Origin of the sequence: Oceanisphaera ostreae (genome assembly GCF_042676125.1) — a bacterium.
Lineage (GTDB): Bacteria > Pseudomonadota > Gammaproteobacteria > Enterobacterales > Aeromonadaceae > Oceanimonas > Oceanimonas ostreae.
Genome location: NZ_JBHTJS010000026.1, coordinates 1 through 11,612 on the forward strand (window position 1 = coordinate 1; position 11,612 = coordinate 11,612).

General features: G+C 50.6%; 10 protein-coding genes. 9 read left to right on the forward strand and 1 reads right to left on the reverse strand.

The window, feature by feature from the left end:
• Positions 1–303: 303 nt before the first annotated feature.
• Both ACFQ1C_RS06670 and ACFQ1C_RS06675 read left to right on the forward strand, forming a co-directional pair.
• Positions 304–1,758: an AAA family ATPase gene (locus ACFQ1C_RS06670; RefSeq protein WP_379557823.1), complete on the forward strand. Its 1,455-nt coding sequence runs from the start codon at positions 304–306 to the stop codon at positions 1,756–1,758.
• Between the two features lie 3 nt (positions 1,759–1,761).
• Positions 1,762–3,204 (forward strand): vWA domain-containing protein, encoded by a 1,443-nt coding sequence (locus ACFQ1C_RS06675; RefSeq protein ID WP_379557824.1) that lies wholly within the window; start codon positions 1,762–1,764, stop codon positions 3,202–3,204.
• 8 nt (positions 3,205–3,212) lie between these two features.
• Here the strand turns inward: ACFQ1C_RS06675 and ACFQ1C_RS06680 are convergent, their stop codons facing one another.
• Positions 3,213–3,662 (reverse strand): GNAT family N-acetyltransferase, encoded by a 450-nt coding sequence (locus tag ACFQ1C_RS06680; protein WP_379557825.1) that lies wholly within the window; start codon positions 3,660–3,662, stop codon positions 3,213–3,215.
• A gap of 224 nt (positions 3,663–3,886) precedes the next feature.
• On the opposite strand from ACFQ1C_RS06680, the gene ACFQ1C_RS06685 reads away from it, so the two are divergent.
• The 7 genes from ACFQ1C_RS06685 to ACFQ1C_RS06715 all read left to right on the forward strand — a co-directional run bounded on the left by ACFQ1C_RS06685 (position 3,887) and on the right by ACFQ1C_RS06715 (position 11,272).
• The gene (locus ACFQ1C_RS06685; RefSeq protein WP_379557826.1) at positions 3,887–5,326 is read left to right on the forward strand and encodes an NfeD family protein; all 1,440 of its coding nucleotides are present in this window, start codon (positions 3,887–3,889) and stop codon (positions 5,324–5,326) included.
• Positions 5,326–6,150, forward strand: a complete 825-nt coding sequence (locus tag ACFQ1C_RS06690; RefSeq protein WP_379557827.1) for a slipin family protein — start codon at positions 5,326–5,328, stop codon at positions 6,148–6,150. The genes ACFQ1C_RS06685 and ACFQ1C_RS06690 overlap by 1 nt, the downstream gene beginning before the upstream one ends.
• Before the next feature lie 17 nt (positions 6,151–6,167).
• Complete coding sequence (locus ACFQ1C_RS06695) at positions 6,168–6,566, forward strand: group II truncated hemoglobin (protein ID WP_379557828.1); 399 nt, start codon at positions 6,168–6,170, stop codon at positions 6,564–6,566.
• Positions 6,567–6,658: 92 nt separating this feature from the next.
• A complete protein-coding gene (mnmA, locus tag ACFQ1C_RS06700) occupies positions 6,659–7,765 on the forward strand; it encodes a tRNA 2-thiouridine(34) synthase MnmA (protein WP_379557829.1) in 1,107 nt (368 codons plus the stop codon).
• Positions 7,762–8,385: a high frequency lysogenization protein HflD gene (gene hflD, locus ACFQ1C_RS06705; protein ID WP_379557830.1), complete on the forward strand. Its 624-nt coding sequence runs from the start codon at positions 7,762–7,764 to the stop codon at positions 8,383–8,385. Before mnmA ends, hflD begins: the two co-directional genes overlap by 4 nt.
• Positions 8,386–8,490: 105 nt before the next feature.
• A complete protein-coding gene (gene purB, locus ACFQ1C_RS06710) occupies positions 8,491–9,858 on the forward strand; it encodes an adenylosuccinate lyase (protein WP_379557831.1) in 1,368 nt (455 codons plus the stop codon).
• A 271-nt stretch (positions 9,859–10,129) separates the two neighbouring features.
• Positions 10,130–11,272, forward strand: a complete 1,143-nt coding sequence (locus ACFQ1C_RS06715) for a ribosomal protein uL16 3-hydroxylase (RefSeq protein WP_379557832.1) — start codon at positions 10,130–10,132, stop codon at positions 11,270–11,272.
• Positions 11,273–11,612 lie beyond the last annotated feature (340 nt).

An 11,612-nucleotide genomic window follows, 5' to 3' on the forward strand; every position in this document is an offset into this window, starting at 1 on the left:
GTTTGGTTCGGTATTGCATACACTTCCTCACTCTGAAGAAGTGTCTACTTATTCGGGGCCATTCCATCAAAACAGTGTCGCTGTCAATATACAGCACGGATGTAGTAGCCGCTTTAGCTGCTAAAGCCTGTATCGCCGGCTCTGATGCACTGTCCACCAAGATCCCCTTCAGATCTGATCACTATTTTTCCGTGGGTTCCGTTGCAAGAGATTTTTAGCTTTAACGATTACCACTGGTTACATTACACATTTTGGGTACAATAATAAGATAACTTTAATACAATTAACTTACAGGTCTGACACATGGTGGTTAAATCCCGTATCGCAGCACTTATTACCCACTTGCAGCAGGGGCTGTTAGAGCGGGATACTCCAGCAAGACTGGCCTTGTTGGCTGCCTTATCTGGCGAACACTTATTGTTGCTTGGCCCGCCCGGCACCGCTAAAAGTGAACTCGCCCGCCGTCTTCACACTGTCGTCGATGACAACCGGTATTTTGAACGATTGCTAACCCGCTTCTCGGTACCAGAAGAGCTGTTTGGCCCCTTATCTATTAAGGCATTGGAGCAAGACAGATACTTGCGCCAAACCGAGGGCTACCTGCCAGAAACTGCCATCGCTTTTATCGATGAAATTTTTAAAGCCAACAGCGCCATCTTAAACAGTCTGCTGACCATCCTAAACGAGCGCCAATTTGATAACGGCAGCAAGCGCGTTAAGGTGCCCTTGATTGCGGTGATTGCCGCCAGTAATGAGTTGCCCGAAGGTGCTGAGCTGAATGCCTTGTATGACCGCTTCTTATTGCGCTTTAAAGTGGAGCCCGTACAAGATGAGAGCTTTACCCAGCTATTGACCCTTAACCACAATTACCGAGCACCGGCTGAAGCGGAGCGTCTCAATACCGAAGACTTAACCGCCATCCGTGAGGGCGCCAGCAGCTTATTATTGTCGGATGCCTTAATTCGTTTACTGCACAGCCTGCGCCACTTCTTGGCTGAGCAAGAAATAGTGGTCTCAGACCGTCGCTGGCGCAAAGTAGTTAAGCTATTGAAAGTTTCGGCTTTTTGTAATGGCGATAACGAAGCCGGCTTATACGATACTTGGGTGTTGCCTCATTGTTTATGGCAAAAACCGGAGCAATATGGTCTGTTAAGCCAGTGGCTGACGCAAAATATTGCCTCAGATCCAGGCTTTAACGCCGAGCTAATGACTGAACTAGTGGACAGCTGGCAGCAGCGACTCGATCAAGATGCAGACCCCATCGTGCCCGCGCTCGATGAGCAAGGTTATCAGCTGTATTTAGACGAGCAAGGGCAAACCGTGGTGGAAGCACAAGGCCTGCGCCAAAAGCGCAACGAGCTTGGCGATTTACTGTATCGCCAACCGCGGGTGCCGAATACCAGCTTTACCCAAGATGAAATACGCAACCTCGGCAGCAACCTCGACTTATATGAACCCATTATGGAGCAATATCAGCGCCAAAGTGCCCTGCAGCCCAAAGCATGGCCGGCGGCACACATTGCCTCACGCTTGCGCCAACTTAATGAGCGTATTGCAGAGCTCAAGCAGTATTTAGTCTGGCTAGAGCAGCAATTAAGCGGTTTGACTGAACGTTTGGCGGACCATTTGTGGTTAGAGCAAACCTTAGCCACACAAGCCCAACGCCAATTGGAACGCCAACAGCAGCAACTCAGCCAACAAAAAGCGCGTCTGCAAGAACTGCATCACGCCTTTGCCGCCCTGCCAGTTAAGGACTAAGCCATGGCCTCCCCGCTACCTGCAGGAGTGGCACCCCTTGCAGCCCTGCCCGAAAACTTATTTTCGCTTGTGGTGACGCACCCACTGGGCAGCCTCTTGCCCAGAGCCGTGACCGTGCAGCACTGGCTGCAGCAATTGGATAAAGGCGAATTAGTGCGTCCCGATACTCACCTAGACAAGAGCTGGCTAAGTAATAGCACTGAACGGCGGGTGCGGGTCTTGCTCGCTAAGTCTGGCGCGCTGGATTACAGCCAAGACACGCCAGAAGTGGCGCAGGCAGTGGTACAAGATATTTTGTTAGCACTCGAGCAAGTAGAGCTGGCTTGGCCCGCTACCGCCGGTGGCTTAAGTTTGCACGGTATGGCGCCGCAGTTGGCCGAGCAAAAAGCCCGCGCCCGCCATACTTGGTTAGCCCTGCACCAACTGGCCGAACAATGGCAGCACAGAGTCAGTCTTTGGCAGTCTATGGATCTGGTTGCCGAAGAGCTCGGTATTGCGCCCGCTATCGGTAATGATCAAAACCGCGGCGATCTGCGGGATCGAGCTTGGTTTGACCTGTTGCGCTTAAGCAATTGGATAGCCCAAATACAACCGCTGCAAAAACTGCTACAGCTATTAGGCCAACAAAATCCGGATCCAGAGCAAAGCGCCAGCCTCAGTCATTTATTACAAAAGATGAGCCCCAAAGAGCAAGGCCCGCAAGAGCGCAAAATCCCGGGTATTCCCATGGAAACCCAAGGCATTACCCGCTCCGATAATCTATCGCGTATGCTGCCATTAGAGGCGGCATTTATGGGCCACGAAGTGCTGCGCATGCTCTGGCACGCGCGCCGCGCCGAACAAGGCTTGCTGAGTTATGCGGTCGCCGGCGTTATGCCCATTGATGCGGGCAATGATTGGACCTCGCCACGCTCAGGTAAAGGCGAAGGTGCGGGCCAAGGTTTGCAACAGGGGCCCATTATTTTATGCCTTGATACTTCCGCCTCCATGCACGGTCTTGCGGAGCAGGTGTCTAAAGCCTTGGTCTTAGAAGCGCTGCGCGTAGCAAAGCAGCAAAATCGCGGCTGTTTGGTCTATTTATTCGGCGGCACCGATGAGCTGTTAACGCTCGATAATCAAACGCTTAATTTGCCAGAATTATTAGATATGCTGCGCGGCTCTTTTAGTGGCGGCACCGATGTAAACACCCCGCTCTTAGCCGCCTTGAATAACCTCAAACAACAAGCTTGGCAACAAGCCGATATTTTGTTGGTCAGCGACGGGGAGTTTCAGGTAAGTGCCGAGCTACAGCAACAAGTTGAGCAAGCCAAAGAACAGCAAGGAGTACGCATGTTTGGCTTGCAACTAGGCTATGCCACCGCCCTGCACGCCATGAATCAATTGTGCGATCCGGTGCATTTATTCAGTGACTGGAAAAGCCTAGAGCAAGCCGCGCGCTTGCAATAACGTTTTACTCACACCGTATGCAACAACACCTGACGCGGTTCATTCGGCCCAAAGTAATCGGGCTCGGTACTTTCATGTTCAAAACCCAACGCATGATATAAGCCAGCGGCGCTATTATCGGGATGCACCGTTAATCGCAGCTGCTGGCAGCCCTCTTCAGTCAGTCGCCCTATTAAGTGCTGCAACAGCGCCTTGCCTATGCCTAAACCGCGCGCCTGTTCGGTAACGGCTAATGACAATACCCAGCCCTGCGACTTGGCTTCGCCAACGCCGCCCAGTGTGTACCCTAACAAAGCCCCGACCGGCAGCTGTGATAACGCCGCTTCGTTTTCGGCTACCAGCAGATAACTCGGCCATAAGTCCAATAGTTGACGAAACAAAAAGTCTGGATAGCAATGTGTGCCAAAAGCCCCTTGCTCTAACTGAAATATTTCCGCCATGTCGGCTTTTGTCGCCACTCTTATCTTCATTGCACCCTGTCTATTACTCTGCTAATTGAAGCTTAAATGCTAAGGCAAAGTACCACGCTTAGAAAGCCGAAAGAGCACAAATAGACGCCATATCCGCTGCAAAACCACCCGCATTTAAAATGTCTGTCCTATTTAGTGATTGCATTGATTAAAAAACAGCCAGAAATCAGGTGATGCGCTAGGATTAAATGAAGACAACAAGGAGCTGTTTGATGAAATGGCGAGGTGTGGTACTGCTGTTACTCATGCTGAGCTTGCCGGTGTTAGCGCAGGAGCGTTACTGGCAGCTAGATATCTCTGGGCCAATTGGTTCGGGCACTGCTGACTTCATTGTAACCGAGCTTAAACAAGCTCAAGTCGAACAACCGCCTTTTATTCTGTTGACCCTAGATACACCCGGCGGCCTATACAGCGCTACTCGCGATATCATTAGCGCCATGTTGGCTTCAACCATTCCGGTGGTGGCTTATGTGGCCCCCAGCGGAGCTCGGGCCGCATCGGCAGGTACCTATATTATGTATGCCAGCCATGTGGCGGCCATGGCACTAGGCACGCACATTGGCGCGGCAACGCCTGTACAGCTAGGCGGCGCTATTCCCTCGTCCAGCACTGTTCAGCCAACCGTCGCTCAAGCTAACACCAGTGATAACGTGACTCCTACCGCTACCGAAGATGATACGGATAGCGACAAGTCAGCGGCAGACAACAGCACCGCGATGGAGCGCAAGACGCTTAATGATGCCATTGCCTATATTCGCTCTTTAGCCCAATTACGAGAACGCAATGCCGACTGGGCAGAACTGGCGGTGCGAGATGCAGCTACGCTCACGGCCACCGAAGCACTAGCACAAAACGTAATAGAACTCCTCGCCGCCAATCAGCCCGCCCTGCTGCTGGCACTGGATGGTCGAGAAATACAGCTGGGTGACACCCGTTATGTGTTTGCCAGCAGCCAGTTAACACCTGAGTTACGCCAGCCCGATTGGCGGCAACGTTTTATTATTATTATCAGCAACCCCAACATCACATATTTGCTGATGCTGGTGGGTATTTACGGCCTATTACTGGAGTTTTATAGCCCAGGTTTTGGGGTCGCGGGCGTAACGGGTGCTATTTGTTTATTACTCGCCATCATGGGCATGCAAATGTTGCCGTTCAACATCATAGGGTTAGCTCTGCTGGGCTTAGGCTTGGCGTTAATGATCGGGGAAGGGATGGCGCCCAGTTTTGGCATATTAGGCGGTGGTGGTCTGTTGGCTTTTGCGCTTGGATCGCTGCTGCTGTTTGATACCCCAGATAAAGCATTTCGCATTGCTTGGCCCATCATAACGGCTTTTGCTTTGGTGTCGTTGGGCCTCATGGTGGTGGTGATCCGCATGATCATCAAACAGCGCAACATCCAGCCCGTTTCAGGTCATCAGGCCATGATCGGCCTCGAAGGTGTCGCCCTAACCGATATTGCCCCCAATATGCTTAATGCTGGGTATGTCATGGTGCAAGGAGAGCGCTGGCGGGCCAAGAGTCAACATCACATCATCGCTCAACAAACCATTATGGTACTGGCTATAAACAATCTCACACTGAATGTTGCACCTGCCGCCATCCAGTACGCTGGCAAACAAGCTGCCGATAAACAAGAGGAGTCGCACTGATGATTATCGACTTTATTTATTTTCAGATCTTAATCGTCATATTGCTGGTGATGCTGTTTGCCAGTACCTTTCGTATTTTACGGGAGTACCAGCGGGGTGTGATCTTCTTGCTCGGTCGCTTTTACAAAATTAAGGGGCCAGGACTAATTTTAGTGATCCCCTTTGTACAACAGATGGTACGCGTTGATTTGCGTATTATCACCATGGATGTGCCGTCGCAGGATATTATCTCGAAAGATAACGTAACAGTTAAGGTAAATGCCGTGCTGTATTTTCGGGTATTAGATCCGCAAAAAGCCATCATTAATATCGAAAACTACTTAGAGGCCACCAGTCAGCTGGCACAAACCACCATGCGTTCGGTGCTGGGCCAACATGAGCTAGATGAAATATTATCGGCACGTGATACGCTTAATGCCGATTTACAGCGTATTCTGGATCAAAGTACCGATAACTGGGGCATTAAGGTGTCAGCGGTTGAAATCAAGCACGTGGATTTAGATGAATCGATGATCCGCGCCATTGCTCGCCAAGCCGAAGCGGAACGTTCGCGCCGTGCCAAGGTGATCCATGCCACCGGTGAGCTAGAAGCCTCTAAGCAATTACTGGAAGCGGCACGCATGTTGGGTAAACAACCGGAAGCAATACAACTGCGTTATCTACAAACGTTAACGGAAATTACCAACGATAATAGTAAGATCATCATATTTCCGCTGCCGCTGGAATTCGGTAAAATGCTGCAATCCCCTAATCAACCCCAGATCCTCGACCCCAAGTCACCCTTGGCCGCTTCATTAAACGATGACACGCCCGATATTACATAGAGAACGTAATAATGCACATGTTGCCCACATACGGCCAAGGAAATAGCTCTTTTGTTGCGGCCGGCGGCGAAGAGGGTTTACGGCAATTAGCCCACGACTTTTATCACGCCATGGACACGCGAGCCGATGCCGCCGTTATTCGCGCCATGCATCCCGACTTTCTTGATGAAAGCGCCGACAAGCTGGCCCGTTTTTTAGCCGGCTGGTTAGGCGGCCCCTCTTTATATCGAGAAAAGTACGGCCCCATCAGTATTCCCCGAGCCCATGGTCATCTAGCCATAGGCTTCGCTGAGCGTGACGCTTGGCTTGCCTGCATGGCACAAGCTTTAAACCAACAAGACTATGCGAGCGAGTTTAAAACCTACTTGCTGCAGGCTTTAAGTGTGCCCGCCGAGCGCTGTCGCACTCAGGATTAAAAACAACACCAACGATTTGCCGCTAGAGCCTCCCGCTGGCGGCGTTTGTCTGGTAAAATAGCGGCCGTTTTGCAATCAGGTGACGGCGAGTAATGAGCGATAACAGTCAGTTAAAAGTGATTGTCGGCATGTCCGGCGGTGTAGACTCTTCAGTTTCGGCCTATCTGCTGCAACAGCAGGGCTATCAGGTGGAAGGCCTGTTTATGAAAAACTGGGAAGAAGACGATACCGACGAGTATTGCTCTGCCGCTGAAGACTTGCGTGATGCGCAGTCGGTATGTGACAAACTCGGCATCGAGTTGCATACCATCAACTTTGCCGCCGAATATTGGGATAATGTTTTTGAACATTTTCTGGCCGAATATAAAGCCGGTCGCACGCCCAATCCCGATATCCTGTGCAATAAAGAAATTAAATTTAAAGCCTTTTTAGAATTTGCCGCAGAAGATCTGGGTGCAGATTACATTGCCACCGGCCATTATGTGCGCCGCAGCTTTGATGATCAGCCCAAGATGTTGCGGGGTCTCGATGGCAACAAAGATCAAAGTTACTTTCTCTATACTCTAAGTGCAGAGCAAGTAGGCAAAAGCCTGTTCCCGGTCGGCGAACTAGAAAAACCCGAAGTACGCCGCATTGCCGAACAGCTCGAGCTAATCACCGCAAAAAAGAAAGACTCTACCGGCATCTGCTTTATTGGCGAACGTAAGTTTACCGATTTTTTGGCGCAGTATTTACCGGCACAACCCGGCAACATTGAAAGCGTGGACGGTAACGTTATTGGCGAGCATCAAGGATTGATGTATCACACCTTGGGCCAACGCAAAGGCTTAGGCATTGGCGGCTTAAAAAACGCCAGCGATGATCCTTGGTATGTGGTCGATAAAGAACTAGATCGCAACGTGCTGGTAGTAGCCCAAGGCGATCATCCTCGCCTTTACTCTAATGGCCTGATTGCCCGTCAGTTACACTGGGTAAACCGCACGCCCATTCGCGAAGCCTTTCGCTGCACCATAAAAACACGCTATCGCCAAACCGATATTCCCTGCGTGGTAGAACCGCTGGATGACGACACCATTAAGGTCACCTTCGATACGCCACAGGCCGCCGTTACCCCTGGACAGTCTGCCGTATTTTATGATGGTGAAGTGTGCTTAGGTGGTGGTGTTATCGAAACTCGTTTTAGTCAGGAGCTACTTTGAGCCACAACTTTGAAAATCAGACCCTGGCATTTGCTGGTATTTGTCAGGCTGCAAGCCTAGTACAGCAAGTTGCTCGCCAAGGCATCATAGAAAATAAAACCACTTTGGCGGCCACTTTAAACAGCATTTTGGTGACCGACGCCGAGCAGTCGGCCGACATTTATGGCGGCCATGGCGAGCTCACCTTAGGCTACCAAGCCATCGTCGATCAGCTAAGCAACGACAGTGCCCGTAAAAATGCCGAACTTACCCGCTATATGGTAGGCATAGTCGCACTGGAACGTAAGCTGGCCAAACGACGAGATTTAATGTCCATGCTCGGCGAGCGCATTAACCAAGTTAAGCGCCAGCGCCATCATTTTGAGCTGCTAGACGAGCAAGTGTTGGCCAATTTAGCCAGTATTTACAGCGACATCGTCAGCCCTATTGGCCCTCGAATTCAAGTAGCAGGTAACCCAACTTATCTGCAGCAAACGCCAGTGCAGCACCAAATTCGCGCCCTATTATTAGCCGGTATTCGCAGCGCCGTATTATGGCGTCAGCTTGGCGGTAAGCGCCGACATATTTTGTTTGCCCGCAAGCGACTAGTGGCTCAAGCCCAGTCAGCTCTGCGCAAGTAAAAAGACTCTTTATTTTGTTTAGAATTACGTTTTATCTGAGAGCTGATAGCTTAAAGCTCTGTATTGATTAATTTATTACCCCCCAACGTTCAGGAGTTGTTGTTCATGGAATTGTCAGCATTAACGGCTATTTCTCCGGTTGATGGCCGTTATGGCTCTAAAACCCAAGAATTACGCGCTATTTTTTCCGAATTCGGTTTATTGCGCTTTCGTGTAGAAGTTGAAGTTCGCTGGCTGCAGGCGCTTGCTGCTCATGCCGACATTGCTGAAGTACCTGCATTGTCTGATGAGGCCAATGCATTGCTCGACGCCATTGTTGCCAGCTTTAACGAAGCCGATGGCCAGCGCATTAAAGACATCGAAAGCGTCACCAATCACGACGTGAAAGCGGTTGAATACTTCCTGAAAGAAAAAGTTGAAGTGTTACCTGAGCTGGCCGCCATCAGTGAATTCATTCACTTTGCCTGCACCAGCGAAGACATTAATAACAACGCCCACGCCCTGATGCTCACTGCCGGCCGCGAACACATCATCGTGCCTTATTGCCAGCAGTTGGTTGACGAAGTAAAACGCTTGGCCGCGCTGTATCGTGACGTGCCAATGCTGAGCCGCACCCACGGTCAGCCAGCTTCACCCACTACGTTGGGTAAAGAAATGGCTAACGTGGCTTATCGTCTCGAGCGCCAGTTGATGCAAATAAAGTCTGTAGAAATGCTGGCTAAAATCAACGGTGCCGTCGGCAACTATAACGCCCACGTATCGGCGTATCCTGAAGTAGACTGGCAGGTGTTTGCCGAGCGTTTTGTAACGAGCTTAGGCCTAGACTTCAACCCCTACACCACCCAAATTGAACCTCACGATTATATCGCTGAGCTATTTGATGCCGTGGCTCGTTTCAACACCATAGTGTTGGACTTTGACCGCGACATTTGGGGTTATATTTCCATTGGCTACTTCAAGCAAAAAACCATTGCCGGCGAAATTGGTTCTAGCACCATGCCGCACAAAGTTAACCCTATCGACTTTGAAAACTCCGAAGGTAACTTAGGCTTGGCCAACGCCATTTTCAATCACCTGTCCGCCAAGCTCCCAGTATCTCGCTGGCAGCGCGACCTCACCGACAGTACGGTGCTGCGCAACTTAGGTGTGGCTGTGGGTTATTCGGTGATCGCCTATCAAGCAACCCTAAAAGGCATCAGCAAGCTGGAAGCCAACCCAGCTGCATTGGCTGCAGATTTGGATCAAAACTGGGAAGTATTGGCCGAGCCAGTACAAACAGTGATGCGCCGCTATGGTATTGAAAAGCCGTACGAGAAGCTGAAAGAGCTGACCCGTGGCAAGCGCGTTGACGCCGAAGGCATGCGTACCTTTATCGATGGTCTAGACTTGCCAGACACCGTAAAGGACGAGCTAAAGCTGCTGACGCCCGCCAACTACATCGGCCAAGCCATTAAGCTAACCGACGAGATTTAAAAACAGCGCAAGCGCCCAGCACCCGGCGCCTAGCTAAACAAACACCGAGCCTAATGAAGGCTCGGTGTTTTTCTTTCTGCAGCAGAATGAACAAAGCTGTACGTCTTACGCTGTACGCCGTAAGTTAAAGATGAACACCGTTGCCTGCCTTTTACTTACAGCGTACGGCGTAAAACGTATAACTGGATCTCCCTAATCTATCATTCTCGGCTATGCCTAGGCATAATAGCCGCTCTTTTTTCACGCTTTATTTTCACCATTACAGGTTCCCATGCATAGCGCTCTTAAACTCAATATTGATGACTTTTTAGCTCACTACTGGCAGAAAAAGCCAGTGCTGATCAAAGGAGGCTTTCCTAATTTTGAAGACCCTCTTAGCCCAGATGAGCTAGCAGGGCTAGCGCTGGAGTCAGAGATAGAGTCGCGCCGTGTGTGGCGAGCCGACGCACGCTGGCAGGCAGAAAGTGGCCCCTTTGAAAGCTATGACCACCTTGGAGACACCGACTGGACGTTGCTCGTGCAGGCTGTTAACCAGTGGCACCCCGGCGTGCAGGATCTTGCTGACGCATTTCGCTTTATTCCGGGTTGGCGTTTCGACGATGTGATGGTGAGCTTTTCTACTCCGGGTGGTGGCGTAGGCCCGCATATCGATCAATACGGGGTATTCATCATTCAGGGCGAGGGTACTCGTCACTGGCGGGTGGGCTTAAAGCAAGACTTGCAGCAGTTTGCCGCTAATGGCGCATTACGCCACTGCGAAGACTTTGTGGCAGAGATAGACGAAGTGCTCACCTCAGGAGATGTGCTTTATATTCCGCCGGGCTGCCCCCATGAAGGTTACGCCGAAACGCCTGCCCTTAATTACTCTGTTGGCTTTCGCGCACCCGACGCGCGAGATTTAATCTCAAGCTTTGCCGATCACATGCTGGCCCAAGAGGCAGATAGCCGCCGCTTTGATGATGCAGGCATGGCGCCCTGTGTAGCCCATGGCCGTATCGATAATCAGGTGCTGTCACAAGTTAAAAGCTTGATGACGGAGTTATTGGATGATCCAGTGCGATTGGCGAACTGGTTTGGCGAGATGATCTCAGAAGCTAAGCACGACTTGGATCTTGAGCCCGCCGAACCTGCATACAGCCTAGAAGAGCTAGTACTGCGTATGGATCATGGTGATCATTTGTATCGTCTTGCCGGCGTACGCTGCTTTTATATGCAAGGCAGTGAGCAAGTGTTTTATGTGGACGGTGATCGCTATCAACTGGCCAAACCGGATAACGACGCCATTGCTTTGTTATGCGATCAAGCGCGAATTTGCGGCCCAGAAGTCGCCTGCCTCAAACAGCCTCAAGCATTATTAGAAGTATTGTTACCGCTAGTTAATCAGGGCTACTGGTACTTCGAAGAAGAAGAATAACAGCAGCGCCCGGCGCTAAGCTCCAAGCGAAAACAAAAATATCGTCTTTGCCTTATACTCTCATGCCGAGCTTGCCTCGGCATCTGCTTTGCCTTCTTTTGTAGTTGCTTGCTTTAGCTGCGGCTACAAAAGACAAAACTAATACCAATCTACCCCAGACGTAGATCGAATTCATTCGACCTCTTTAGGCCGTGCTATGGTTTTTGGTCGAATACTCCTTGCCTAAATAAGGCGACCCTACAAAGATACCGTACCCAAGGCTCGGTGTTTTACTCTGGAATGGCCCCGAATAAGTAGACACTTCTTCAGAGTGAGGAAGTGTATGCAATACCGAACCAAA

What these genes read in the sequence shown, in the direction of transcription:
- ACFQ1C_RS06670 (WP_379557823.1), top strand. Translation starts at nt 304, where the DNA reads ATGGTGGTTAAATCCCGTATCGCAGCACTTATTACCCACTTGCAGCAG.
- ACFQ1C_RS06690 (WP_379557827.1), top strand. Translation starts at nt 5,326, where the DNA reads ATGATTATCGACTTTATTTATTTTCAGATCTTAATCGTCATATTGCTG.
- ACFQ1C_RS06715 (WP_379557832.1), top strand. Translation starts at nt 10,130, where the DNA reads ATGCATAGCGCTCTTAAACTCAATATTGATGACTTTTTAGCTCACTAC.
- ACFQ1C_RS06675 (WP_379557824.1), top strand. Translation starts at nt 1,762, where the DNA reads ATGGCCTCCCCGCTACCTGCAGGAGTGGCACCCCTTGCAGCCCTGCCC.
- ACFQ1C_RS06685 (WP_379557826.1), top strand. Translation starts at nt 3,887, where the DNA reads ATGAAATGGCGAGGTGTGGTACTGCTGTTACTCATGCTGAGCTTGCCG.
- purB (WP_379557831.1), top strand. Translation starts at nt 8,491, where the DNA reads ATGGAATTGTCAGCATTAACGGCTATTTCTCCGGTTGATGGCCGTTAT.
- mnmA (WP_379557829.1), top strand. Translation starts at nt 6,659, where the DNA reads ATGAGCGATAACAGTCAGTTAAAAGTGATTGTCGGCATGTCCGGCGGT.
- ACFQ1C_RS06695 (WP_379557828.1), top strand. Translation starts at nt 6,168, where the DNA reads ATGTTGCCCACATACGGCCAAGGAAATAGCTCTTTTGTTGCGGCCGGC.